This window comes from Chachezhania sediminis (assembly GCF_009765275.1).
GTDB classification, from domain to species: Bacteria; Pseudomonadota; Alphaproteobacteria; order Rhodobacterales; family Rhodobacteraceae; genus Chachezhania; species Chachezhania sediminis.
The window spans coordinates 893,855-917,216 of the sequence record NZ_VOPH01000001.1 but is presented as its reverse complement, the minus strand read 5'-3'; the positions used below and the strand labels follow the sequence as shown (position 1 = coordinate 917,216).

The window sequence follows — 23,362 nt, the reverse complement described above, 5'->3', positions numbered from 1 at the left end:
CGGATCACTCCGTAATGGTCAGGATGGAAATGGCGCGGCGTTGCAGGAGCAGGGCCAGTATGGGCGCGAAATCGAAAGCGGGGACCTGAGCCTGCACGTTGTCCAGCGCGGGGCCCAGGGCGGTGCCCGCGGCCAGCGCGGCAATCCACGCAGCCCCACCTGGCGGCAGCAGGTCGACCACGGGATCGAAGTCGGGGCGGGAGATCAGGACGTCCTGCGCCCCGGCCTGCGGGGCGGGGGCATCGTCTTCGGTATTGAAGAGCCAGATCGCATGGATCGGCCAGGGGGATCGCAGAAGCCGCACTGCGGGCGCGAAGGCCAGGGTCACCCGCGCCAGACGGTCTCCGGGGACCGCGGCAAAGACTTCGGGCGTGACGTGATCGGCATCGGCGGCGTGATAGGACTGGCGCCGGGCCAGGTCCAGGCGGGCAATGTCCGGCAGGTAGGCCAGGGACCGAAGCTGTTCGACGGCACCCAGGAAATCGGGGAAGTCGGTGCCGAACCGTGCCATGATCGGACTGACCGGCAGATGGTCCTGAAGGTAGAGGCGGGACAGGCCGGTCATCGCTTCAGGTCCCAGCAGGCTGGCGACTGTCGGAAAGCCGCTGGACAGCGCATCGGACAGCCCGGCCACGACGTTGTTACGGTAGACGTCGAACCGGCGGCCGGCCGGAGCGTCTTCGGGGTTTCGAAGACCGGACGGTGCAGCGTCCTGCGGACGCAGGAGCGCGGCCGCGAAGGCGGCTTCGGTCACGCCCACAGCGGCATCTCCGCCCCTTGCCGGGCAGCCGTCAGGGCATCGCCGGCGCGCGCGGCCTCGGCCCGCAGGATGGGCCAGTCGGGGACGTCGTTGTCCCATTCGATCAGCACGGGCAGAGGCCCCGAGCGGGCCAAAGTGAAATCGAGCAGCGACCAGACCGGATCGGCCACGGGGGACCCGTGGTCGTCGATCAGAAGCGGCGCGCCGGTTTCGTCCGTTTCTGCCGCATGGCCGCCCAGGTGGATTTCGCCCACGCGGTCGAGGGGCAGCGCCCCGACATAGGCCTGCGGTGCGAAGCCCAGATTGGTGGCCGAGACGAAGACGTTGTTCAAATCCAGCAGCAGGCCGCATCCGGTGCGGCGGGCGACTTCGGCCAGGAAGGCGGGTTCGTCCCAGGTGCTTTCGGCGAAGGAAAGATAGCTGGACGGGTTTTCCAGAAGGATCGGCCGGGCCAGGCGGTCCTGCACCCGCGCCACATGGCCCGCGACACGTTCAAGCGTTGAATCCGTATAGGGCAGGGGCAGCAGGTCGTTGTAATAGGCGCCGCCATGGCTGGACCACGCCAGATGTTCCGACACGGCCGACGCGCCGGAGCGGTCCACGACGCGGGCCAGCCGGTCCAGATGATCCCGGTCTAGCGGGCCTTCACCGCCGATGGACAGGCCCACACCGTGGACCGATACGGGCATGGCACCCGCCAGATGGGCCAGTTGTGCCAGCGGGCGGCCGCCATCGCCCATGTAGTTTTCGGCATGGATTTCCACCCAGGCCACTGGGCCGGGGCCCGCAGTCAGGTCGGCGAAATGCTGGGGCTTGAAGCCGATGCCGGGGGCGGGGGGCAAGCAGGTCAGGCTGGGCATGCGCGTCCTCCGGGATAGGGAAGGGCGTCCCGGCCTGGCAGGGACGTCCGGATTTCGTGGCGGGGGCTAGGTGAACCCCGCCCTGCCTGTGGTCGGGCCGGCAAGGCGCGCACCCGATGCCGGATTAACCAACCGGACGGGGTGTCCTCAGGCCTTGGGCAGGTCGCGGGTCAACGCTTCCAGCGAGCCGTGGCGTGCGGTGCCGTCGGCTTCGGGGGGCAGCTTGATATCGGTGCAGGTGCCCTTGGCGACCAGCGTCCAGGCATTGCCCTGATAGTCCACGGTCGAGGTGCCGGCACAGGTCGTGCCCGGGCCCGCGGCACAGTCGTTCTTGCCGGCCAGGGACACGCCAAAGCACTTTTCCTTGGCCTGAGCTTCGGCCGTGGTCACGCCCACGGCGCCAAGTGCGGCCGCGACCGAGGCGGCAATGGTCAGGGATTTCACGGTGGTCGACATGGGTAGGTCCTCCGGTGGTTGTCGATGTCTGGCTTCACATCATGAAGGTAGTTACCGCCCCGGCGAAGAAGAATTCACATCGACGTAGATAACGTGGCCGTCATGCCACGTTACGGCCCCAAGGCCGGAAACCCGAAAAATCAGTCCGGATCCCGCAAGAAAAAGGCCGCGCCGGGGGAAATCCCGGCGCGGCCCGCTTCGATTGTTACAACTGGTCGGGGGCCTTGGCCTCACGCGACAGGCTTTCCGTGATCGCCTGTAACGTTTCGACCCTGGTCTGCTTCTCGCCCAGGCGACGGACGGACACGGTGCGCTCCTCGACCTCGCGGTGGCCGACGGCCAGGATCACCGGAACCTTGCCGACCGAATGTTCGCGGACCTTGTAGTTGATCTTCTCGTTCCGCGTATCGGCCTCGGCCCGGACACCGGCTGCCGTCAGCTGGGCCACCACTTCGGCTACGTAATCGTCCGCCTCGGACGTGATCGAGGCGACGACGACTTGCCGGGGCGCCAGCCAGAAAGGCAGCTTGCCTTCCCAGTTCTCGATCAGGATGCCGATGAACCGTTCGAACGAACCCAGGCAGGCACGGTGCAGCATGTAGGGCCGCGTCTTGTCGCCTTCGGGCGAGATATAGCTGGCCCCCAGCCGCTCCGGCAGGTTCGGGTCGACCTGGAACGTGCCGCACTGCCAGACACGGCCGATCGCGTCGGTCAGGTAGAAGTCGAGCTTCGGCCCGTAGAAGGCGCCATCGCCCGGCTCCAGCGTATATTCACGCCCCACGGCCTTGATCGCATTCTCCAGCGCGGCCTCGACATAGTCCCAGCTTTCCTCGGTGCCGACACGCTTGTCGGGGCGCGTGGCAAAGCGGATCTCGAACGTATCGAAGCCCAGCTCCTCATAGACATCCGCCAGGAAGTCGATGAAGCGCGCGCATTCCTCCTGGATCTGGTCTTCGGTGCAGAAGATATGCGCGTCGTCCTGGGTAAAGCCCCGCACCCGCATGATGCCATGCAGCGCGCCCGACGGTTCGTAGCGGTTGCAGGATCCGAATTCGGCCATGCGCAGCGGCAGGTCGCGGTAGGACTTCAGGCCCTGGTTGAACACCTGCACGTGGCACGGACAGTTCATCGGCTTCAGCGCGTTGATGCGCGTCTGATCCTTGTTCTTCGCAGAGGCATCGTCGTTCTCGCCGTCGCGGCCTTCGTCGACTTCCACGATGAACATGTGGTGCTGGTAGTTCTGCCAGTGGCCGGAGGCCTCCCAGAGCTTGCGGTCGACCACCTGCGGCGTGTTCACTTCCTTGTAGCCGCCCGCGCGCTGCTTGCGGCGCATGTAGTCCTGCAGCGTCGTGTAGATCGTCCAGCCGTTCGGATGCCAGAAGACCTGCCCCGGGGCTTCTTCCTGCATGTGGAACAGGTCCATCTCGCGGCCCAGCTTGCGGTGGTCGCGCTTGGCGGCCTCCTCCAGCATGGTCAGGTGGGCCTTCAGCTTCTCGCGGTTCGAGAAGGCCACGCCATAGATCCGCTGCAGCATCGGCCGCTTCGAGTCGCCGCGCCAGTAGGCGCCCGCAATCGACATCAGCTTGAACGCGTCGGCCGGAACCTGGCCCGTGTGCTGCAGGTGCGGCCCGCGGCACAGGTCCTGCCAGTCGCCGTGCCAGTACATCCGTACCGGCTCGTCGCCCGGAATGGCGTCGATCAGTTCCACCTTGTAGGGCTCGTTCTGGGCCTTGTAGTGGTCGATGGCGCGCTGGCGGTCCCAGACTTCCGTCCGCACCGGATCGCGAAGATTGATGATGTCCTTCATCTTCTTCTCGATCAGGCCCAGATCCTCGGGCGTGAAGGGCTCGGCCCGGTCGAAGTCGTAATACCAGCCGTTTTCAATCACGGGGCCGATGGTGACCTTCGTGTCGGGCCAGATCTCCTGGACCGCGCGGGCCATGATATGCGCCAGATCGTGGCGGATCAGCTCGTTCGCAGGGGCCTCGTCGGCCAGGGTATTGATGGCAAGGGTGGCGTCCTGGGCGATGGGCCAGGCCAGATCCCAGTGCTTGCCGTCCACGGTGGCGCTGATCGCCTTCTTGGACAGGGATTTGGAAATATCGGCAGCCACCTCGGCCGGGGTGATCCCGGCGTCATAGGAACGTGCATTGCCATCGGGGAATGAGAGAGAGATCTGTGCCATATCGGCCTCCTCGTCAGTTTGGCGCCCACGGAACGCCCGGTTGCGGGTTATGTGCGGTGCCGATGTGGCCCCATGACCGGGCACTGTCAACAGCGAAGCGAACGAAAGACGGCAAAGGCCGGATCTGTCGCGCCCCCGCCATTCGTGGGCAGGGCGATTGCCCCGGGTGGTCTTCGCCTGCTAGATCCGGTGGAAAAGGAGAGGGTTCCATGGCGGGCATCGACTATCTGGACACCACCCAGGGCCGCAGGCTGGCCTATCGCAAGACCGAAGGGGCGGGGCCGACCATCGTCTTCCTGATCGGGCTGAAATCCGACATGGAAGGCACCAAGGTCGTCCACCTGGAAGACTGGGCCCGGGCGCGCGGGCAGGCCTTCCTGCGCTTCGACTATTCGGGCCACGGGCAAAGTTCGGGCACGTTCGAAGACGGCGCCATCGGCGACTGGCACGAAGACACGCTGGCCGCGGTCGAGGCGCTGACCGACGGGCCGCTGGTGGTCGTGGGATCGTCCATGGGCGGCTGGCAGTCGCTGCTTCTGTGCCGTGCGATGCCCGAACGGATCGCCGGGCTTGTCACTATCGCCGCGGCGCCGGATTTCACCGAAGACGGATACTGGGCCAGCTTCACCGAAGAACAGAAAATGGTGCTGGAACGGGACGGGCAGGTCGCCATGCCGTCAGATTACATGGAGCCCTATATCGTCACCAGGCGCATGATCGAAAATGGCCGCCAGCACCTTGTCCTGCGGTCGCCCCTGCATCTGCCGTTCCCGGTTCGCTGCCTGCAAGGCACCGCCGACAGTGCCGTCAGCACGGAAACCGCGCTGCGCCTGCTGGACCATGCCGATTGCCCCGACATGCGGCTGACGCTGGTCAAGGACGCAGATCACCGGTTCTCGGAACCGGAAAACCTTGTCATGATCGAAAGGGCGATCCTCGACGTCATGGGCGAGGGCTGATGCGGAGGCGGGCCATGGCCGTGCTGACGATCCTTGTCGCGCTGGTCGTGGCCGTATGGGCCCTGTTCCGGTTCGGGCCCTATGAAGAGGTCGACCTGAATGCGTCGTTCGAGCCGCGAAAGTTCGGCGAAGGCGTGGGCGTCTATTTCGAAAGCGTCGAATCCGCCTTTCCCGACATCTGGCCCGGCGTGGAAAAACGCGTGGTCTGGGCGGGCCCGCGGGAAACGCGGACGCCGGTGTCGATCCTCTATGTCCACGGCTTTTCCGCCAGTTCGGAAGAGATCCGCCCGGTCCCGGACCAGATCGCGACCGCGCTGGGCGCGAACCTTGTCTATACGCGTCTGACTGGCCACGGACGGACCGGCGCCGCAATGGCCGAGGCGACGGCCAGGGCCTGGATGCAGGACATGGCCGAAGGCATCGCGGCCGCCCGCGCGGTGGGCGACCGGGTCGTGGTCATCGGCACCTCGACCGGGGGCACGCTGGCGCTGGCCGCGGCGCTGGATCCGGACCTGTCCAAGGATGTGGCGGCCGTCGTGTTGGTCTCTCCCAACCTCGGGGTGAATTCCCCGGTGGCACGGTTCATGACCTGGCCCTTTGCGCGGCATTTGATGGCGCTGACCTCGGGCCGGATCCGCCATGTCGAAGGCCGGACATCGGCGCAGGAAGACTATTGGACCAACGATTACCCGATCTCTGCCGTCACGGTGATGGCGGCGCTGGTCAAGGCGGTGAACGCGCTGGACGCAGGGCAGGGGACGGCGCCGCTGCTGGTGCGCTTTTCCGACGACGATCAGGTCGTGGTGGCCGCAGATACCCGCGCCTTTGTCGACCGATGGGGCGGGCCGGTGACGCTGCAGGCTGTCCCGGGCGACCGGATCGACGATCCGTGGAACCATGTCATCGCCGGCGACCTTGCCAGTCCGAACCAGAACGCCCCGGCCGTGGCCGAGATCACGGGCTGGCTGCGCCAGGTGCTGGGTCTGTAACCCGATGCGCAGGCCCGCCAGCATGTGGAGCCTGGAAACGCTGGGCCGGGTGCGCCTGTCGAGACATTTCTACATGCGCGACTTTCTCTATTCCGAGATCGGGAATTTCCATAGGCTCCAGAACATTCCCGACAACCCGGACCTGGCCATCGAGACGGGGCGGATGCTGTGCACCGAACTGCTGGACCCGCTTCAGGAAACCTTTGGCCGGATCGCGGTCCGGTCGGGTTACAGGTCTCCGTCGCTGAACCGTTTCGGGAACCAGAACGCGCTGAACTGCGCCCGGAACGACAATCCCATCGAATGCCATATCTGGGACCGGGGCAGGGGCGACGCGCGGATCGCCGGTGCGTCGATCATGATCCCGTGGTTCGCGGACCAATACGACCGGGGGCGCGACTGGCGCGATCTGGCCTGGTGGATCCACGATCATCTGCCTTATTCTGGGCTCTGGTTCTTTCCGAAGCTCTGCGCCTTCAACATCGACTGGCGACCCCATGCCTTGTCCACGATTTCCAGTTACATCGAACCAAGGGGCAAGTTGCTGGCCGCCGGTGAAGACCCTGCCGAAACCTTGACCGACCGTCAGCGGCGCTATGCGGATTTCCCGGAATACCGCGGCATTTCTTACCCCTAGCGGCATGGTCGGGGCAGGGCTTCTCTTGTAGGCTGAGAGAGTTTTTGCAGAGTGACAGGGGAACGAGGCGGATGGGAAAATCTTGGTCATGACGGAACCGGTTGTCTTCCTGCCGGGCATGATGTGTGACGCGCGCCTGTTCGCGCCTCAGGTGCAGGTCCTGTCTGCCCGTCGGGCCACCATGATCGGGCCGGTCACCGGGGGCGAACGGGTCGAGGAGATCGCATCGGCCCTGCTGGACCAGTTGCCACATCGGTCTGCCGTGGTCGGTCACGGGCTGGGCGCCATCGTTGCGATGGAGATCACCCGCCGCGCGCCGGATCGGATTGCCCGCCTGTGCCTGATGAGCGCCCATCCCCTGGCGGAAAGCCCGCAGGACGCGGCAGAACGCGAGCCGCTGATCATCGGCGCCCGCACCGGCAAGCTGGACGAGGTGATGCGCAAGGTCCTGCCGTCCGGGGCACTGGCCCCCGGGCCGCGGCGGCTGGACCTGATGAACTTCGTCGGGGCGATGGCCCGCGACCTGGGGCCGGAGGTCTTCGTCCGCCAGTCCCGCGCGCTGCAGCGCCGCCGGGACCAGCAGCCGACGCTGCGCAAGATCCGTGTGCCGGCCATGGTCCTGTGCGGGCGTCACGACACGCTGGTGCCGGCCAAGCGGCAAAGCTTCATGGCCGAACTGATCCCCGGCGCGCGGTTCGTCGAAATCGAGACCGCCGGTCACCTGCCGTCGCTGGAGGCGCCGAAGGCCACGCTGGAAGCGCTGGGCGCCTGGCTGTCCATCCCGGCTATGGCCTGAGGCTGCCCTGGACATTGGTGCAAGGCCCCTTGCCGGGATGGCGTTGCGTCAAGAAGGGAGACGCCCCCCTGTTCATTCGGTGGGTGCGGGCCGGCGCTGTCCGGCCCGGAGCCGGGCGGAACGGTTGATTGGATACGCTTCCGAACGTCAGCGGCGCGGGGGATAAAGCCCGTCGCTGTCGTCCGGGCCCACCATCGCGGGCGTGGCCAGGGGCTTGCGGGTCGCGGCATCGAAGAAGGGGGTATTCTTCCAGCGCCCCGACAGCCGTGCGGCGGCAAGCCCGGTCATCAGCTTGGCCACTGCTCCGATCCCAAGTCCGGCCTTGGACGTGCCGTCGGGCTGCGTGCGGAAGACGTGCATCTTCACCGGGCCCAGATCTGACGGATCCGCGGCCCGGGCCGCGATCATGCCGGCGAAGGGCACGCCCGGGCTGGACGTGGTGTTGAAAAGCGGTGCCTTGCAGCAGGTTGCGTACCAGCGGTATGGACCCTGTTTCGTCAGGCGGAAGGCGCCGACATGGTCCTGACCCTCGGTGAAACGTACCCGGTCCGCCGTGGTCTGGAAGATGGCCACGCCTTCCGGATCCGGGTCGGGTTGTCCGCACCAAAGTTCTCCGGCGCGGCAGTATTTACAATGGCAGATGATGTGCGTTCCGCCAGGGGAGGAGGTGCGGGAAACCTCGCCCCGGACCGACCCGCAGGCGCAGGCAAAGCGGATCGGCTCTGTGGTGGGCATCAGGTCACTCTGCCGCCATGTCGCCGGCGGCAGTCGTGGCCCCGCTGGCCGGCGGCCGGCTGTTGTCGTCGATGAAGTTCAGCACCAGCGGGCGGATATTGTCCCGCCAGGACCGACCGGCAAAGATGCCGTAATGGCCCGCGCCCGGTTCCAGGTGGCTGTACTTCTTTTCCTCCGACAGACCGGTGCACAGGGCCAGCGCCGCGATGCACTGACCGGGGGCGGAAATGTCGTCATTGGCACCTTCGACCGTCTTGACCGCGACATCGGTGATCTTGCCGATGTCCACCTTCTTGCCGGCGACCACGAAGTCGTTCTTCGCGATCTGGCATTTCTTGAAGATCCGCTCGACCGTGGACAGGTAGAACTCGGCCGTCATGTCCATCACGGCCAGGTATTCGTCGTAGAACTTGTTGTGGGCATCGTGGTCCGAGGCTTCGCCGCGCGCCACCCGCTGGATCTGGTCGGAAAAGGCCTGGCTGTGCCGGTCGGCATTCATCGACATGAAAGAGGTCAGCTGCAGGAGGCCCGGATAGACCATGCGGCCCACGCCCTTGTATTTGAAACCCACGCGCTGGATCGCGGCCTCTTCCAACTGGCCCATGGTCACGCGGCGGCCGAAATCGGTCACCTCGGTCGGGGTCGCCTCTGGGTCGACCGGGCCGCCGATCAGCGTCAGCGTGGCGGGTTGGGCGGCCGGGTCTTCCTCGGCCAGGTAGGCAGTCGCGGCCAGCGTCAGCGGCGCCGGCTGGCAGACCGCGATCACGTGGATGTCGGACCCGAGCGCACGCATGAAATCGACGAGGTAGAGGGTGTAATCCTCGATGTCGAACTTGCCCATCGACACCGGGATATCGCGGGCATTGTGCCAGTCGGTAATATAGACCTCGCAATCGCCCAGAAGCGATTTCACGGTCGAGCGCAGCAGTGTGGCATAGTGGCCGGACATCGGCGCCACCAGCAGCACGCGCCGCTTGGACGGTTCGCGGCCGTTGATCTTGAAGTGGATCAGGTTGCCGAAGGGTTTTTCGACCACCGTTTCGAGTTCGACCACGTGATCGCGGCCGTCCTCGCCGGTAATCGAATCGATTCCCCAGTCGGGCTTCACCACCATGCGCGAGAAGGTGCGCTCCGCCACTTCGCCCCAGGCGCCCATCAGCGTCAGGGCAGGATTGGGCATCGCCGCGAAAAGCGGATATCCGGCAATGGCTTGCGCGGTCGCCCCCATCCACTGGTTGGTGTTCCGCGCCGACTCCATCAAGTCGTAGGTCGTCATGTATCGCATGTCGGGTCTCCAGTCGAACCGGCCGCCGACGCGGATACGCTGGCGGCCTGCATGGACCAATCGTCGCTTTGCCTCCCGACCATACGACGGTAGTGTGGTCTGTAGGAGGAAGGTTAAGGGGGAAAGGTTAAAATGACAACGGGCGACGACTCCGAGGGACGGACGGATGGCACGATGCCGCTTTCGGGGGAGAACCTCGAGAAGCTGACAGAGAATCTGGACAAGGTCGAGGTGCTGACCAAGCGCCTGGTCGAGGCTTTGTCCCGCCGCAAGATGCGTAGCCCGTCCCTGGACGGGCCAAGCCAGCAATTGTTTCAGCGCGCGGCTACGGCTTATTGGGCCGAAGCGGTGAACAATCCGGCCAAGATCTTCGAACACCAATTGTCCTATTGGGGCAACTCCGTCCGGCATTTCCTGGAAGCGCAGCAGGCGTTGGCCAAGGGCAAGCTGCAGGCGCCTGACGACCCGGGGCCGAAGGACCCGCGATTCAAGAATCCCCTGTGGGATTCGCATCCCTATTTCAATTTCCTGAAGCAGCAGTACCTGATCAACGCCGACGCCATCCGCCAGGCGGTCGAGGATGTCGACGACCTGAATCCGGTGGAAAAGAAGCGGCTGGGCTATTTCGCCAAGCAGATCGTGGAACTGATGTCGCCGACCAACTTCCTGGCCACCAACCCGGATGCGCTGGAAAAGGCGCTGAAGACCGAAGGCCAGTCGCTTGTGCAGGGGCTGGAAAATCTGATCCACGACCTTGAAGCCCACGATGGCGAACTGATCGTGCGCCTGTCGGACGATACGGCCTTCCAGATGGGCGGCAACATCGCCACAGCGCCGGGCGCCGTCGTCTTCCGCAACCGGATGCTGGAACTGGTGCAGTATTCGCCCACGACGGAAACGGTGAAGGAAATCCCGCTACTGATCGTGCCGCCCTGGATCAACAAGTTCTACATCCTGGACCTGAAGGCCCAGAACAGCCTGATCCGCTGGATCACCGACCAGGGCTATACCGTCTTCGTCGTCTCGTGGGTGAACCCCGACGCCAGCTATGCCGAGGTCGGCATGGAGGAATATGTCGAGGAGGGCTTCCTGACCGCGATGTCCACGGTGCGGGAGATCTGCGGGACGGAGAAGCTGAACGTCATCGGTTATTGCATCGCGGGCACCACGCTTGCGCTGACGCTGGCGCTGATGAAGGCGCGGGGCGATACCTCGGTCAACTCGGCCACCTTCTTTACCGCGCTGACCGATTTCTCGGATCAGGGGGATTTCACGCCTTTCCTGCAGGACGATTTCGTCGACGCGCTGGAGGAGGAGATGGACAAGGACGGGATCCTGGCGTCCTACCTGATGGCGCGCACCTTCTCGTTCCTGCGGTCGAACGATCTGGTCTACCAGCCGGCGATCCGGAACTACATGCTGGGCGAGGCGCCGCCGGCCTTCGATCTGCTTTACTGGAACGGGGACGGGACCAACCTGCCGGCCAGGATGGGCAAGCAGTACCTGCGCAAGCTGTGCCAGCAGAACCAGTTCGCTGCCGGCGGTCTGGAGCTTCTTGGCCACACGCTGAAGATTCAGGATGTGAACGTGCCGCTGTGCGCTATCGCCTGCGAGACGGATCACATCGCGCCGTGGAAGGACAGCTATCGGGGAGTCCAGCAGATGGGGTCGCCGGAACGGACCTTCATCATGACGGAATCCGGCCATATCGCAGGCATCGTGAACCCGCCGTCCAAGAAGAAGTACGGACATTACCTGAACCCGGACATGACGCTGGACTACGAGACCTGGAAGGACACCGGCACCTATCATGAAGGGTCCTGGTGGCCGACCTGGGAGGCATGGCTTCGGCCCCGGTCGGGCGGTGACGTCCCAGCGCGGGAACCGGGGGATTCGACTCACCCGGTGCTTGTGCCGGCGCCCGGGACCTATGTTGCGGTGAAAGCCTGACGGTGCAGCCCTTGTGCGCCGTCTAAAATATCCTTTGAAAACAACGATTGTTCTGCAGCGCAGCATTTTTTCCTTGAAATGCTGCGCTGCAGCATGCATATTCCGCTCAGCTAAGAAACGGGGCGGGCCCGTTAGGCAAAAGGATTTGAGACAATGGCAAGCACGCAAGATTTCACCGCTATGATGAAAGACATGATGGGCGCATTCCCGGTCGACACCTCGTCGATGGAAGAAGCGTTCAAGACCACCGCCGACCTGAACGAAAAGCTGTCGGTCATCGCGCTGGACGCCGCCGAGAAATCGGCCGACCTGACGTCGAAGTGGGCAAAAGACACCATCACCAAGCTGACCGAGATGGCGAAAGCCAAGGACGAGCCGGCGGACTATGCCAAGGCCGTGACCGACTTTGCATCGGCAACCGCCGAAGTGGCCGCCGAGAACATGGCCGCCTTCGCCGAGATCGCGAAGAAGGTCCAGATGGACACCGTCGAGCTGATGATGTCGGCCGGCAAGGACGTCGCTGAGGAAGCCACCTCGGCCATGAAGAAGGCAACCGCCGACATGACCGAAGCGGCCAAGAAGGCGACCGCTCAGTAAACGATGGGATCCCGCAAGGGATCTTCGGGGTTCGAAGATCTGCACCTCCTCTCCTCCCATCCGGTGCAATCTCGGACAGGGCAGGCCTTCGGGCCTGCCCTTCCCGTTTCAGGGCAGGGGAAGGCCCCGAACAGGGCGCAGTTCTTTTCGGATTGCGCGACGTTCAGTGACCGTTTCCCTTTGCATTCTGCTTTGCAGCGATTACGTTTAACGGGTGCAGGGCTCGGGAGGGACCGAAATGGCGGATGGCGACAAGCCACTTCTGATCAAGAGATACGCTAGCCGACGTCTCTATAACACGGAGACGAGCGATTACGTGACGCTCGAGGATATCGCCGGGTTCATCCGGGCGGGCCGAGAGGTGCAGATCGTCGATCTGAAGTCGGGCGACGACCTGACCCGCCAGTACCTCCTGCAGATCATTGCCGAACATGAAAGCCGGGGCGAGAACGTCCTGCCGGTGAACGTGCTGATGGACCTGGTCCGCAGCTACATGGTGCCGGGCGGGGGCATGATGCCCCATTTCCTGACCAGCTCCTTCGAGATGCTGCGCGACAGCCAGTCGAAGATGATGGAAAACATGCAGGCGATGAACCCGATCACCACCTTTCCGGGCTTCGAGGCGATGAAGGCCCAGCAGGAAGCCTGGCTGAAGGCGATGACCGGCGGTTTCCCGTCGGGCATGTCCGGGCCGGGCCACGATGACGGCACGGCCAAGCCTGCGGCCAAGAAATCGGGTGACGGTGACGAGCTGGATGCGATCAAGAAGCAGCTGGCCGACCTGCAGTCGAAATTGTCCAAGCTGAGCTGATTTCGCGCGCGGCGGGATCGCGCCCTTCGACGGCCCACCCGCCCGCCCTCGGCGAATGCGGTCCGCATTCGCCGAACCGTCTCGGGCGCGATGCGGCGCTTGTGCGCCGCGGTTCCTGGGCTTCGGGGTGTTTGTTCGAACGAAAAAGCGGCGCACCCGGCGCCGCTTTTCTTTTGTCCGCAGGTTTGCCGGCGATCAGGTGCCGTAGGCAAGGGGCTCCGGCATGACCTCGTCCATCGCGCCCAGCAGGATGTCGGCGATGATGTCGAGTTCCGCCCTGGTCAGGCGCACCGGCAGACGCACGTCGCAGGCGCGCATCAGCATGGCACGGGTCTGCGGCAGTTCCGGCAGGTCCTTGATGAACTGCCAGTTCCAGAACGCGCGGGCGTTGTCCGTGCTCATCCCGAAGACCTGGACCTTCACCCCACGGTCGGCGGAAAGCGCGGCGAAGGCCTTCACCTGGTTGTCAGTCAGGCCGACAAGGTTGAACTGGATCGAATCCGGTGCGCGGACTTCCGGCGCCAGGCAGGGCGGCACCTCGAACCAGGGGGATCCGTTCAGCCGGTCCGCGACATAGTCGTGGTTCTTCAGCCCGTCGATCACCCTACGCTCCAGTTCCGGGATCTGGGGACGGATCACCGCGGCCGACAGGTTGTTCATGCGCAGATTGTAAAGCGGCAGCTTGTTCTGCCAGCGGCCGAAGGCCTCTTCCAGCTCTGACGAGTTTTCGCCCCGGCGCTTGTGCTTCTTCCAGTTATGCTCATAGGCGCCCGACATGATCACGGCGCGCGCGACCAGTTCGGGGTCGTCGCTGACCAGCACGCCACCTTCGCCGGCATTGATCATCTTGTAGGACTGGAAGGAAAAACAGCCGATCTTGCCGATGGTGCCGATCTTGCGCCCGCCCCAGGTCGTGCCCAGCGAATGGGCCGCATCCTCGATCACCGGGATGTCGCGGGCATCGCACAGCGCCATGATGGCGTCCATGTCCGAGGTATGGCCGCGCATGTGGCTGATGATGACAGCCGCGATGTCCTGATCCAGCTTCGCCTCGAAATCCGCCAGGTTGATGCGGAGGTTTTCGCCCACCTCGCACAGGACCGGCAGGCAGTCGGCGTGGATCACAGACGACGGCACGGCGGCAAAGGTGAAGCCCGGCAGAAGAACCTTCGCGTCCCGGGGCAGGTCCAGCGCCTTCAGCGACAGGAACAGCGCCGCCGAACAGGAGGACACCGCCAGTGCATAACGGGTCCCCATCATCTCGGCGAATTCGCCTTCCAGAAGCGAGACCGGCGCGTCCTCGGAATTGTAGCGGAAGAGGTCGGCCGACTGCATCAGCGCATCGATCGCCTCGCGCGCGGCGTCGGGAATCGGTTCGGCCTGGTGAACGTCAGGTGCTACGACCGGCTGCGACTGGGTCTGCATATTCGGTTTTCCTTAAACTGTACTTCGAACTATCTTAATATGAACAAGGGCCAAGTCCAAGCGCAATCCGGTCGCAGGGCCGAATTTTCACGGTGCTGTCGTAATTTGGCGGAAAACCGTGGCCTAGATGCCCAGCCGGTCGCGCATAGAGAACCAAGTCATCGCCAGCACCAGGATGGGCGAGCGGAGCGCGCTGCCCCCAGGGAAGGCCGGGCTGGGGATGGCGGCCATGGTGTCGAAGCCGTCGGCGTGCCCTTCCACCGCCTGCGCCATCAGCTTGCCGGCCAGTGTCGCCAGCGCAACGCCATGGCCGGAATAGCCGGACGCGGTCAGGATCGTGGGCGCCAGCCTTGCGAAATAGGGCATCCGCTGCACGGTGATGGCCAGCGTCCCGCCCCAGGCATGGGTCACGCGCACGTCCCGAAGGTGCGGATAGACCTTTTCCATGTTCGGGCGGACCTTCGCCTCGATATCGCTGGGGAAGCGATAGCCATAGCTTTCCCCACCGCCGAATATCAGCCGCCCGTCGGGCGACAGGCGAAAATAGCTGACGACGAACTTGTCGTCGGCCACGGCGACGTTCTGTGTCAGCACACGGGAAACGTCGTCGCCCAGCGGTTCGGTCGCGACGATGAAGTTGTTGATGGGCATCACCCGGGCCGCGACCCTGGGTTCCAGCCCGCCAAGATAGCCATTGCAGGCCAGGATCACATGTTCCGCCGTGACAGTGCCGCGGTCGGTGACCACCTTCGCGGGGCTTCCCTTTCGGATTTCCGAAACCCGCGTGCCTTCGCAGATCGTGGCGCCGGCCGCCGCCGCCGCGCGAGCCAGGCCCAGGGCGAAGTTCAGCGGATGGATGTGGCCCGCGCCGCTGTCATAGGTGCCGCCCACATAATAGTCCGACGGGCAGATCGCACGGAATTCGTCCGCGTCCAGCTTGCGGATCTGTTCATAGCCGCAGCGGTCGACCAGCTGGTCGGCGTGGGCATGCTCCTCGGCCAGGCTGGACCGGCTGCGTGCGGCGTGCAGAAGCCCCAACGCCAGATCGCAGTCGATCCGGTGCGTCGCGACCAGCGATTTCACCAGATCCTTCGACGCCTCGGCCAGGTCCCAGAGCTTTGCCGCGTTCCCGGCCCCGACCATCTTTTCCAGTTTCAGCGGATCGCGGTTGTGTCCGGTGCCGACCTGGCCGCCATTCCGGCCCGACGCGCCGAAGCCCACGCGTTGCGCTTCCACCAGCACCACGCGTCGGCCGGCTTCGGCCAGGTGCAACGCCGCGGACAGACCCGTGAAGCCGCCGCCGACGATGCAGACATCGGCGGTGATGTCGCCGTCCAGTGGCGGGTAGCTTTTGTCGTCGTTGGCGGTGGCGGCGTACCAGCTGTCCGGATGGGTGCCGGGCCGGTCATTGATGTCGAGCAGGTTCATGATCACGCAGGCCGCCCGCCTGGTGCGGACCGCCCCCTTTCTTCGTTACGGCACACGGGCTCCGAAGGGCCCGGTCTTCAGACGTTCAGCAACAGGTGTTCGCGTTCCCAGGGAGAGATCACCTGAAGGAACTCCTCGTATTCCATCCGTTTTACGATGCCGTAGACGCGGGCGAAGTCGGGGTGGATGATGTCGTGCAGCACCGTCGCCTCGTCAAAGAGGTCGAGCGCACCGCCCAGGATCCGGGGGAAGTCGCCTTCGCCTTCATAGGCATCGCCTTCGAAGGCCGCCGCCGGCATCTTCTTTTCCATCATGCCCAGGTAACCGCAGGCCAGCGATGCCGCGATCCCCAGATAGGGGTTGCAGTCCATGCCGGCGATCCGGTTTTCGATCCGCCGCGCGGCCGGATCGGACAGGGGGACGCGAATGCCGGTCGTCCGGTTGTCGTAGCCCCATTGCAGGTTGATCGGCGCAGCGTTGTCCGGGACGTAACGGCGGTAGGAGTTCACATAGGGCGCCATCATCGCCAGCGCGGACGGCATGTGGTTCTGGATCCCGGCAATGAAATGGTAGAACGCCTCGGTCTCGGACCCGTCGGCGTTCGAGAAGATGTTGTCGCCGGTCTTCGCATCCACGACCGAATGGTGGACGTGCATGGCGCTGCCGGGCTCTTCCATGATCGGTTTCGCCATGAAGGTCGCGAAACAGCCCTGTTTCAGCGCCGCCTCGCGGATCAGGCGCTTGAAGTAGAACACCTCGTCCGCCAGCAGCACGGGGTCGCCATGGCGCAGGTTGATTTCCAGCTGGCCGGCGCCGCCTTCCTGGGTGATGCCGTCGATTTCGAATCCCTGCGCTTCGGCGAAATCGTAGATACTGTCGATCACGGGTCCGAATTCGTCGACCGCAGTCATCGAATAGGCCTGCCGTGCGGCGGCGGGGCGGCCTGACCGGCCGATCATCGGTTCGATCTGGCGGCCCGGGTCGGTGTTTCGCGCGACAAGATAGAATTCCATCTCGGGCGCGACGACCGGTTGCCAGCCCTGATCCTCGTAGAGCTTCACGACCCGTTTCAGCACGTTGCGCGGGCTGAACGGGATCGCGTTGCCTTCGCGGTCATAGGCGTCGTGGATCACCTGCAGCGTCCAGTCGGCGGTCCAGGGCGCGGCGGTGGCAGTGGCATAGTCGGGGCGCAGGATCATGTCCCGCTCGATGAACCCTTCCTTGCCGGCCGCATCGCTCCAGTCGCCGGTGATGGTCTGGTAGAAGATGCTGTCGGGCAGGTGGAACATCGACTGGCGCCGGAATTTCTGTGCCGGGACCGCCTTGCCGCGCGCGATGCCCGGCAGATCGGAAATGATGCATTCCACTTCGTCCAGCCGCCGGCCTTCAAGGTATTCGCGGGCGGCTTCGGGCAGGGTTTCCAGCCAGTCGTCAGAGCCTTCGGTCTTCATGACCGGTTTCCTTTCAATACGGCCGCGACCGTCTGTGCGATTGCGGCATTGTCGTTCGGGCGGTCCAGGCCGGTCTCTGCGTTCTTAAGCAGCGCATCGGGCACCACGCCCTTGCCGCGAAAGCGGATCAGCCCGTCGATCACCGAGTTCGAGAATTCAGGGTGAGGTTGAATCGTCCAGACATTCGGACCATAGGCCAGAACCGCGTTCGCGCAGAAGTCGTTCGAACCCAGAACCTGCGCCCCTTCGGGCAATTCGACCACCTGGTCCTGATGCCAGGCGTTCAGCGCCAGGGTCTTGTCACCGACCTTGTATTCGGTCCGGCCCACGGACCAGCCGCCCGGGAACTTCACGACCTTGCCGCCCAGGGCCTGGGCGATGATCTGGTGGCCGAAGCAGATGCCCACCAACGGCCGGTCCGCCGCGACGATATCGCGGATCAGCGCCTCCAGCGGCGGGATCCAGTCGTGGTCTTCATAGGCGCCGTGGCGCGAGCCGGTGACGATCCAGCCGTCGGCTGCGGTGGGGCCGTCGGGGAACTGCCCGTCTACGACGTTGAAGGTGTCGAACTCGAACCCGTTGCCGGCCAGGAAGCGCTGGAACATGGCGTCATAGTCGCCGTGCCCCGCCACGATCTGATCGGGCGCATGGCCGGTTTGGAGGATACCGATTTTCATGATGCACCTGAGTTTTGATCAAATCCTGAATAGCCGAGCCCCGGGGGGGCAGGCAAGGGTCACACGGTTTCCAGATAGGCCAACCAGTGTTGTTCGGGGGGCAGGGCTGCAAAACGGGTCATCTCCTGCCGTTTTGTCAGCACAAGATTGTCGATCAGCAGCTTCGGGAAGATCCGCGCCATCCGTTCGCTGGCGGCAAAGCGGTCGATTGCGGCCCCCATCGTGTGTTCCAGCGTCGGCAACCCGTCCAGTTCATAGGCGTTGCCGGTGACGGGTGCAGAAGGCTCGTCCCCGTCCTCGATGCCGGTCAGTGCGGCGCCCAGGATGGCGGCGAGGCCCAGATAGGGGTTCATGTCGCCCCCTGCCACGCGGTGTTCGATCCGCCGTGCCACCGGCTGACCGCCCGGGATGCGCAAGGCCACGGTGCGGTTGTCATAGGCCCAGACAGCCGTGGTCGGCGCATGGGCGCCGTCGACATAGCGATTGTAGGAATTGGCATGGGGGGCAAAGATCACCGTGCTGTCGGGCATGGCCTTCAGGCAGCCCGCTACGGCATGGCGCAGCGTGTCGGTGCCCCGTGGCCCGCCATCGTTGAAGATGTTGTCGCCGTTTTCGTCCAGGACCGAAAAATGGACATGCATCCCGTTCCCGGCATCGTCAGCATAGGGTTTGGCCATGAAGGTCGCCGAAAAGCCATGTGCGCGGGCCAGTCCGCGGACCAGCGCCTTGAACAGCCAGGCATCGTCGGCCGCGCGCAGGGCGGGCTGGTGTTCCAGCGCCACTTCGAACTGGCCGACCCCGCTTTCGGAAATGGCCGACTGTGCCGGGATCCCCATCGCCCGGCAACCGTCGTAGAGTGCGGTGAAGAAGCTGTCGAAGGCATCCATTTCCGCCAGCGACAGGATCGCCTCGCCCGCAAGGGCGCGGCCCGTCATCGGGTTCCGGGGCGGCAGGGGGGACTGGCCGGTGTCGTCCAGCAGGGTGAACTCCATCTCGGTCGCGGCCATGACCTGCCAGCCGCGGTCGGCAAAGCGTTCCAGGATGGCTTTCAGCGCATGGCGCGGATCGCCCGAAAAGGGCCGGCCCGAATCGTGATACATGCTCATCGGCACCAGCGCCGTGGGGGCGGCGATCCAGGGCATCGGCACGGGACCGCGGGCGGTGGGGCGCAGGACGCCATCGGCATCGCCCGCGTCGAAGACCAGCGGGCTGTCGTGGATGTCGGCGCCCCAGAGGTCGACGTTCAGCGCCGAAAACGGCATGCGGACCGCGCCGCGGTCCAGTTTCGTTCCAAAGGATCCGGGCACGCGCTTGCCGCGCATCTGCCCGTTCAGATCGGCCGCCGCCACCCGCAGGGTCGCGAAGGCGCCCAGATCGTCAAGGTTCATGTCATGCTCCGTCTTGCGTGCCTCGGGCGGCCGTTGCCGGCAGGCCCTTGGCCTGCACGCTCAGGCTGCGGCCGCGGGGGGCGGCGGGGTTTCGACGTCCAGGTAGGTTTCGACAGGGATCTGGACCATGCCTTTCAGCTGCAGCGCGGCACGATCCGCGGCCGACAGCTGATCGATCGCGGCGCGGATCGCGGCCTCGAGCGCTTCGACATCGTTGCCGGGGGCGGTGATGTAGGCGTGGCCTGGGGTGGGCGGCGTCATGTCGATGACCTGAAGCTTTTCGGTCACCGGTTCGTGTTCCAGCAGGATGTTCCAGGTGATCGCATCGATCCCGGCAATGTCGGCCGCGCCCGCGGCGACGGCCTGCACGGAATGAAGGTGCGCGCCAGTTTCGGTCATCTTGCCCGGCGTCACGCCGTTCCGCTTCATGTGCGTCAGGGGACCGGCCCAACCGGACTGGGACACGGATTCGTTGAAGGCCAGGTGCTTGCCGTCGAAATCGGCCAGCGTGACGTCGCCATGATCGCGGCGGACCACGAAACAGGACCGGTAATGGCCGTCGGGCGCGCCTTCGATGCCATAGTTCGGCGTGCCGATCTTCTGCACCTTGTCGTACAGGCGCGCGCGATAGGGCAGTCCGCAGGTCTGGCCCAGCAGCAGGTCCGGGGACAACCACATGTCGAAGAAATCCATGTCCCGGGTCAGGGTGGCGGGGCCATACCCCAGGTGGTCACGGATGGCGGTCCAGTAGCGGTCATTCGCGGCCTGGATGGCGGGATGGTCGTACATCCCAAGCATGGCGATCATTAAGGTTACCCCGATTTCTGCGCGTCCTGCCGGGCGCGCGCACTGTCCACATCGCTGACGCCCAGAAGGCTGGCGATCAGCCGCATCAACGCGTCTTCCTCGCCCGAACGTGCGCCGTCGGCCAGCACCACGGACCACGCCGCCTCGACCACGCTGTGGCGGTGGTCGTAAGGCACGGTTTCCTTGATGGCACGGGTAAAGCGGACGGTGTCGGGGGCCTGGGCCTCCAGGTCTTCGGCCCGGGCACGTAGCGCCGTGGCCTCGAAGGCCGACAGGCCATAGCGGGTGGCCAGGACACGGTCGATGCGGGCCATTTCGGCGACGGCATAGTCGTTGTCGGACCGGGCGATCCGGACCAGAAGCGCAGCCAGCGCCAGGCGGGCGTCGCTTTCGGTCAGGGGTTCAGGGTCGGGCCGGACCAGCCGGCGAAGCAAAGCGTCAAGCATGACGGATACAATAGGCGCGCCCCGGCCTGCGGCCAAGCCCGCTTGCGCGGTTCGCGCGTCGCGTCAGGCGCTTGGGGTGCCGTACTTTTCTTCGGCCCGTGCCCGGGCGGCGCCGCTATCGGCCAAGGACAGGCCCATGGCGATTCGCGCCTCTTCCACAATCTTCATCTCGCCCGGCTGTTCGACGCCGTCGGCCAGCACCACTTCCCACAGGGCGTCGAGCGCGGCGAGACGCTGGTCGATTCCCGTGGTCTCGCGGATCAGCTTGGCGAAGGTGTCGGTTTCGGGGGCTGCGGCATGCAGCTTTTCGCAGGTGGCGCGGATCTTCGCGGCCTCGACGGCATTGTGCGCGTAAAGCCGCGCCAGGATCCGGTCGATCAGGCGGATTTCTTCCAGCTGATACTCCCGGTCGGCCTTGGCCACGCGCACCAGAAGGGCCCCCAGGGCCAGTTCGGCATCGGGGTCCGGAAGCTGGGTGGTTTGCGCCGGTCGCAGCGCCTGGAAGAAACGTGACAGCATGGACCGCACACTATACCGAAGCGTTTCGTCGGCAAGCGAAGAAGAACGCTGCCCGGACATTCATTGCCGATGTGCCTGCCGTGCCGCAGCGCCCGTGACGCCCTGTCGCGGTCAGGGGCCGGCATAGCCGATCCTCGGGTCAGTTCGGATCACATGTCTGGCCTACGCGGCAAGGCGGGAAGGTCCTGTGGGGGGGCTGCACCTTCCGGTGGGCGGCTGTCGCGCGGTATGGAGAGCTGGTTCACGCCCTTGTCTTCATTATGGCCAGTCTTCATTAAGGCCAGTCTTCATCATTTCGGCCAGTCTTCATTACGGCCCTGTCTTCCTTCGCCGGGTGACCCCAGGTCCCGGCTACAGGAAGCGCCGACGGCGGTCTTCAACGATTGATCGCCGCCGCCGCTGTCAGAACAGGTCCACGTATCCGCTGGCATGTTCGGGCGCATGCGGGGCGACCGACATGCCCAGCAGCCGTGTCCGGACATTGGCCAGCTTGATATGGGCGCCGATATCCTCGGTCGACAGCTGCGCCCCGGCCGGCGCCACGTCCGAGATGTGCCGAAGCAGCCGGGCTAGGTCTTCCAGCGTCTGGCACACCAGGTCGATGTTCTGGACATGTCCCAGCGGCGCGCGCGCCGTGCCCGACGACAGGACCATTTCCAGGCCGTGTTCGATCGCCTCCAGATGGCGCACCGATCCCAGCATTTCCTCGGCCAGACGCTCCAGGACGTGGGTCAGCGGCTGATGTGGGTCCACCGGTGGTGCAGACATTCGTTCGGTTCCTCGCTCGGGCAGCTTTTCTGCCGATACGGGCAGGTCTGGCCGTCTCTGCCGGCCATGTTCCGGATCCGGGTCCGGGCGGGCGGCCCCGGGGGGATCCGCCACGTCCGGGATATGCTTCGTCACAGGCGGCCGACGACGGTCTCGATACACTTCTTCATCTTGGGTGTGTCGAACGGTTTCTGCAGATAATTGTTCATCGCCAGGCGCTGGCCGCGGCCCAGCGTCTTGGCGTCCGCCCTGCCGGTCACCAAGATGAACCCGGTGCGGGCCGTTTCCTTGTGGGTGCGGATCGCCTCCAGCAGCTGAAGCCCGTCCATGCCCGGCATGTTCAGGTCCGAAATGACCAGGTGTACCGGCTGTGTCGCCAGTGACTGGAAGGCCCGGGCACCGTCATTTTCGGTCCGGTAGTGGCGGATGCCGATCTCGTCCAGGGCCTGGGTGATCAGGCTTCGGCTGATCGCCATGTCGTCGACGACCAGGATACGCAGACTCTCTTTGATGCTCATCGGATAACCTCGGGGCTGTAGGGCGCGGAACTCGGGATCATGGAGGGGTCGATATGCGCTTCCGTGCGCAGAAAGACCCCCGAGCTCAGCGGCCGGAAAAAGGCACTTTCGGTGCCGAGCCTGTGTTCGGAATGGCCGACGTAAAGCCGGCCGCCGGGCTTCAGACGCTCGGCGAATCGCAGGCGCAGGAAATCCTGGGTTTCCTTTTCGAAATAGATGGTGACGTTTCGGCACATGATCACGTCGAAGAAGCCGCTGAAGGGCCAGGCCTGCAGCAGGTTCAAAAGCTTGAAAGCCGTGATCTTGCGTGGCGGATCTGCGATCTCGCGCTTTTCGGCCGTCGCGGGGGCGGGTAAAAACCCCGTTTCCAGGAATTTCTCCGGCACCGTCTTCAGGCGCTTCGCCAGATAGATCCCCTGCTGCGCGGTGGCGATAACCTCGGGGTCGATGTCGGTTGCCAGGATTCGCAGATCCAGCGTGGCCGCTTCCGGGCACATGTCGAGCACGGTGAACGCCAGGCTGTAGGCCTCCTCTCCGGTGGAGCAACCCGCCGACCAGATTCGCACTCTTTGGCCGCGCCGTGCCGCCGCGATCAGGCCTGGAAGGACCGATGCCCGCAGATCGTCGAAGTGCTGCACCTCCCGGAAGAAGTGGGTCACATTCGTTGTCAGCAGAGAGATCATGCGCGCCCGTTCATCGTGGCTTCGCGTGTCTTCGACCAGGCGGCGATAGGACGACATGTCCGGCAGGCGCAATTCGCGCAGGCGCTTCGACAGGCGCGACACAACCATCGCCCGCTTGAAGTCCGGCAGGTAGATCCCCGTCTCGAAATAGAGAAGATTGGCAATCGCGGCGAAATCCGCATCCGACAGATGCAGATCCGGATCCGTGGCCGGTGTCCGCATCGGCGCCACG

The 23,362-nt window shown here is 64.8% G+C and carries 24 protein-coding genes; 7 read left to right on the top strand and 17 right to left on the bottom strand.

What is annotated here, in order from left to right:
* Positions 1 to 4: 4 nt before the first annotated feature.
* From FQK05_RS04310 to thrS, 4 genes are all read right to left on the bottom strand, one after another.
* Complete coding sequence (locus FQK05_RS04310; protein WP_233270353.1) at positions 5 to 760, bottom strand: HvfC/BufC N-terminal domain-containing protein; 756 nt, start codon at positions 758 to 760, stop codon at positions 5 to 7.
* Positions 751 to 1,620 (bottom strand): MNIO family bufferin maturase, encoded by an 870-nt coding sequence (gene bufB / locus FQK05_RS04305; RefSeq protein ID WP_158964618.1) that lies wholly within the window; start codon positions 1,618 to 1,620, stop codon positions 751 to 753. Before bufB ends, FQK05_RS04310 begins: the two co-directional genes overlap by 10 nt.
* Positions 1,621 to 1,767: 147 nt before the next feature.
* Entirely contained in the window at positions 1,768 to 2,076 is a 309-nt protein-coding gene (locus tag FQK05_RS04300) for a BufA1 family periplasmic bufferin-type metallophore (protein WP_158964617.1), read from the bottom strand.
* A 205-nt stretch (positions 2,077 to 2,281) separates the two neighbouring features.
* Positions 2,282 to 4,261, bottom strand: a complete 1,980-nt coding sequence (gene thrS / locus FQK05_RS04295; RefSeq protein ID WP_158964616.1) for a threonine--tRNA ligase — start codon at positions 4,259 to 4,261, stop codon at positions 2,282 to 2,284.
* A gap of 209 nt (positions 4,262 to 4,470) precedes the next feature.
* Here thrS and FQK05_RS04290 point away from each other — a divergent pair, with 209 nt between their 5' ends.
* The 4 genes from FQK05_RS04290 to FQK05_RS04275 all read left to right on the top strand — a co-directional run bounded on the left by FQK05_RS04290 (position 4,471) and on the right by FQK05_RS04275 (position 7,642).
* Complete coding sequence (locus FQK05_RS04290; protein WP_158964615.1) at positions 4,471 to 5,220, top strand: alpha/beta fold hydrolase; 750 nt, start codon at positions 4,471 to 4,473, stop codon at positions 5,218 to 5,220.
* A gap of 14 nt (positions 5,221 to 5,234) precedes the next feature.
* Positions 5,235 to 6,209: an alpha/beta hydrolase gene (locus FQK05_RS04285; protein WP_233270352.1), complete on the top strand. Its 975-nt coding sequence runs from the start codon at positions 5,235 to 5,237 to the stop codon at positions 6,207 to 6,209.
* Between the two features lie 22 nt (positions 6,210 to 6,231).
* A complete protein-coding gene (locus FQK05_RS04280) occupies positions 6,232 to 6,846 on the top strand; it encodes a hypothetical protein (RefSeq protein WP_158964613.1) in 615 nt (204 codons plus the stop codon).
* An 88-nt stretch (positions 6,847 to 6,934) separates the two neighbouring features.
* On the top strand, positions 6,935 to 7,642 hold the full coding sequence (locus FQK05_RS04275; protein ID WP_158964612.1) for an alpha/beta fold hydrolase: 708 nt from the start codon (positions 6,935 to 6,937) through the stop codon (positions 7,640 to 7,642).
* A gap of 147 nt (positions 7,643 to 7,789) precedes the next feature.
* Here FQK05_RS04275 and FQK05_RS04270 read toward each other — a convergent pair whose 3' ends face one another.
* Together FQK05_RS04270 and phaZ are read right to left on the bottom strand one after the other, a co-directional pair.
* Positions 7,790 to 8,377, bottom strand: coding sequence for a DUF6151 family protein (locus FQK05_RS04270; protein ID WP_158964611.1), 588 nt, complete (start codon positions 8,375 to 8,377; stop codon positions 7,790 to 7,792).
* Between the two features lie 4 nt (positions 8,378 to 8,381).
* On the bottom strand, positions 8,382 to 9,662 hold the full coding sequence (gene phaZ, locus FQK05_RS04265) for a polyhydroxyalkanoate depolymerase (RefSeq protein WP_158964610.1): 1,281 nt from the start codon (positions 9,660 to 9,662) through the stop codon (positions 8,382 to 8,384).
* A gap of 132 nt (positions 9,663 to 9,794) precedes the next feature.
* Between phaZ and FQK05_RS04260 the strand changes: the two genes are divergently transcribed.
* From FQK05_RS04260 to phaR, 3 genes are all read left to right on the top strand, one after another.
* Positions 9,795 to 11,612 (top strand): PHA/PHB synthase family protein, encoded by a 1,818-nt coding sequence (locus FQK05_RS04260; RefSeq protein WP_158964609.1) that lies wholly within the window; start codon positions 9,795 to 9,797, stop codon positions 11,610 to 11,612.
* A gap of 153 nt (positions 11,613 to 11,765) precedes the next feature.
* Positions 11,766 to 12,209 (top strand): phasin family protein, encoded by a 444-nt coding sequence (locus FQK05_RS04255; RefSeq protein WP_158964608.1) that lies wholly within the window; start codon positions 11,766 to 11,768, stop codon positions 12,207 to 12,209.
* A gap of 238 nt (positions 12,210 to 12,447) precedes the next feature.
* On the top strand, positions 12,448 to 13,020 hold the full coding sequence (gene phaR / locus FQK05_RS04250) for a polyhydroxyalkanoate synthesis repressor PhaR (protein ID WP_158964607.1): 573 nt from the start codon (positions 12,448 to 12,450) through the stop codon (positions 13,018 to 13,020).
* A gap of 195 nt (positions 13,021 to 13,215) precedes the next feature.
* Here phaR and FQK05_RS04245 read toward each other — a convergent pair whose 3' ends face one another.
* The 11 genes from FQK05_RS04245 to FQK05_RS04195 form a co-directional block, all read right to left on the bottom strand.
* Positions 13,216 to 14,445, bottom strand: a complete 1,230-nt coding sequence (locus tag FQK05_RS04245; protein ID WP_158964606.1) for a DegT/DnrJ/EryC1/StrS family aminotransferase — start codon at positions 14,443 to 14,445, stop codon at positions 13,216 to 13,218.
* 123 nt (positions 14,446 to 14,568) lie between these two features.
* Positions 14,569 to 15,873, bottom strand: a complete 1,305-nt coding sequence (locus FQK05_RS04240) for an NAD(P)/FAD-dependent oxidoreductase (RefSeq protein WP_158964605.1) — start codon at positions 15,871 to 15,873, stop codon at positions 14,569 to 14,571.
* A gap of 77 nt (positions 15,874 to 15,950) precedes the next feature.
* The gene (locus tag FQK05_RS04235; protein WP_158964604.1) at positions 15,951 to 17,324 is read right to left on the bottom strand and encodes a glutamine synthetase family protein; all 1,374 of its coding nucleotides are present in this window, start codon (positions 17,322 to 17,324) and stop codon (positions 15,951 to 15,953) included.
* A complete protein-coding gene (locus FQK05_RS04230; RefSeq protein ID WP_158964603.1) occupies positions 17,321 to 18,001 on the bottom strand; it encodes a type 1 glutamine amidotransferase in 681 nt (226 codons plus the stop codon). Before FQK05_RS04230 ends, FQK05_RS04235 begins: the two co-directional genes overlap by 4 nt.
* Before the next feature lie 59 nt (positions 18,002 to 18,060).
* On the bottom strand, positions 18,061 to 19,389 hold the full coding sequence (locus FQK05_RS04225; protein WP_158964602.1) for a glutamine synthetase family protein: 1,329 nt from the start codon (positions 19,387 to 19,389) through the stop codon (positions 18,061 to 18,063).
* A gap of 60 nt (positions 19,390 to 19,449) precedes the next feature.
* Complete coding sequence (locus tag FQK05_RS04220; protein ID WP_158964601.1) at positions 19,450 to 20,196, bottom strand: phosphate/phosphite/phosphonate ABC transporter substrate-binding protein; 747 nt, start codon at positions 20,194 to 20,196, stop codon at positions 19,450 to 19,452.
* A gap of 5 nt (positions 20,197 to 20,201) precedes the next feature.
* The gene (locus FQK05_RS04215; RefSeq protein ID WP_158964600.1) at positions 20,202 to 20,642 is read right to left on the bottom strand and encodes a tellurite resistance TerB family protein; all 441 of its coding nucleotides are present in this window, start codon (positions 20,640 to 20,642) and stop codon (positions 20,202 to 20,204) included.
* 63 nt (positions 20,643 to 20,705) lie between these two features.
* Positions 20,706 to 21,161 carry a tellurite resistance TerB family protein gene (locus tag FQK05_RS04210; RefSeq protein WP_158964599.1) on the bottom strand — a complete coding sequence of 152 codons (456 nt, stop codon included), beginning with the start codon at positions 21,159 to 21,161 and terminating at the stop codon, positions 20,706 to 20,708.
* 402 nt (positions 21,162 to 21,563) lie between these two features.
* Positions 21,564 to 21,929 carry a hypothetical protein gene (locus FQK05_RS04205; RefSeq protein ID WP_158964598.1) on the bottom strand — a complete coding sequence of 122 codons (366 nt, stop codon included), beginning with the start codon at positions 21,927 to 21,929 and terminating at the stop codon, positions 21,564 to 21,566.
* Between the two features lie 131 nt (positions 21,930 to 22,060).
* Positions 22,061 to 22,447, bottom strand: a complete 387-nt coding sequence (locus tag FQK05_RS04200) for a response regulator (RefSeq protein WP_158964597.1) — start codon at positions 22,445 to 22,447, stop codon at positions 22,061 to 22,063.
* Positions 22,444 to 23,361: a CheR family methyltransferase gene (locus tag FQK05_RS04195; protein WP_233270377.1), complete on the bottom strand. Its 918-nt coding sequence runs from the start codon at positions 23,359 to 23,361 to the stop codon at positions 22,444 to 22,446. Before FQK05_RS04195 ends, FQK05_RS04200 begins: the two co-directional genes overlap by 4 nt.
* Position 23,362 lies beyond the last annotated feature (1 nt).

Coding starts and splice junctions, on each gene's coding strand:
- FQK05_RS04280 (WP_158964613.1), top strand. CDS start 6,232: ATGTGGAGCCTGGAAACGCTGGGCCGGGTGCGCCTGTCGAGACATTTC.
- phaZ (WP_158964610.1), bottom strand. CDS start 9,662: ATGCGATACATGACGACCTACGACTTGATGGAGTCGGCGCGGAACACC.
- phaR (WP_158964607.1), top strand. CDS start 12,448: ATGGCGGATGGCGACAAGCCACTTCTGATCAAGAGATACGCTAGCCGA.
- FQK05_RS04225 (WP_158964602.1), bottom strand. CDS start 19,389: ATGAACCTTGACGATCTGGGCGCCTTCGCGACCCTGCGGGTGGCGGCG.
- FQK05_RS04255 (WP_158964608.1), top strand. CDS start 11,766: ATGGCAAGCACGCAAGATTTCACCGCTATGATGAAAGACATGATGGGC.
- FQK05_RS04300 (WP_158964617.1), bottom strand. CDS start 2,076: ATGTCGACCACCGTGAAATCCCTGACCATTGCCGCCTCGGTCGCGGCC.
- bufB (WP_158964618.1), bottom strand. CDS start 1,620: ATGCCCAGCCTGACCTGCTTGCCCCCCGCCCCCGGCATCGGCTTCAAG.
- FQK05_RS04215 (WP_158964600.1), bottom strand. CDS start 20,642: ATGCTTGACGCTTTGCTTCGCCGGCTGGTCCGGCCCGACCCTGAACCC.
- FQK05_RS04235 (WP_158964604.1), bottom strand. CDS start 17,324: ATGAAGACCGAAGGCTCTGACGACTGGCTGGAAACCCTGCCCGAAGCC.
- FQK05_RS04220 (WP_158964601.1), bottom strand. CDS start 20,196: ATGATCGCCATGCTTGGGATGTACGACCATCCCGCCATCCAGGCCGCG.
- FQK05_RS04285 (WP_233270352.1), top strand. CDS start 5,235: ATGGCCGTGCTGACGATCCTTGTCGCGCTGGTCGTGGCCGTATGGGCC.
- FQK05_RS04200 (WP_158964597.1), bottom strand. CDS start 22,447: ATGAGCATCAAAGAGAGTCTGCGTATCCTGGTCGTCGACGACATGGCG.
- FQK05_RS04260 (WP_158964609.1), top strand. CDS start 9,795: ATGACAACGGGCGACGACTCCGAGGGACGGACGGATGGCACGATGCCG.
- FQK05_RS04245 (WP_158964606.1), bottom strand. CDS start 14,445: ATGCAGACCCAGTCGCAGCCGGTCGTAGCACCTGACGTTCACCAGGCC.
- thrS (WP_158964616.1), bottom strand. CDS start 4,261: ATGGCACAGATCTCTCTCTCATTCCCCGATGGCAATGCACGTTCCTAT.
- FQK05_RS04270 (WP_158964611.1), bottom strand. CDS start 8,377: ATGCCCACCACAGAGCCGATCCGCTTTGCCTGCGCCTGCGGGTCGGTC.
- FQK05_RS04290 (WP_158964615.1), top strand. CDS start 4,471: ATGGCGGGCATCGACTATCTGGACACCACCCAGGGCCGCAGGCTGGCC.
- FQK05_RS04205 (WP_158964598.1), bottom strand. CDS start 21,929: ATGTCTGCACCACCGGTGGACCCACATCAGCCGCTGACCCACGTCCTG.
- FQK05_RS04240 (WP_158964605.1), bottom strand. CDS start 15,873: ATGAACCTGCTCGACATCAATGACCGGCCCGGCACCCATCCGGACAGC.
- FQK05_RS04230 (WP_158964603.1), bottom strand. CDS start 18,001: ATGAAAATCGGTATCCTCCAAACCGGCCATGCGCCCGATCAGATCGTG.
- FQK05_RS04275 (WP_158964612.1), top strand. CDS start 6,935: ATGACGGAACCGGTTGTCTTCCTGCCGGGCATGATGTGTGACGCGCGC.
- FQK05_RS04210 (WP_158964599.1), bottom strand. CDS start 21,161: ATGCTGTCACGTTTCTTCCAGGCGCTGCGACCGGCGCAAACCACCCAG.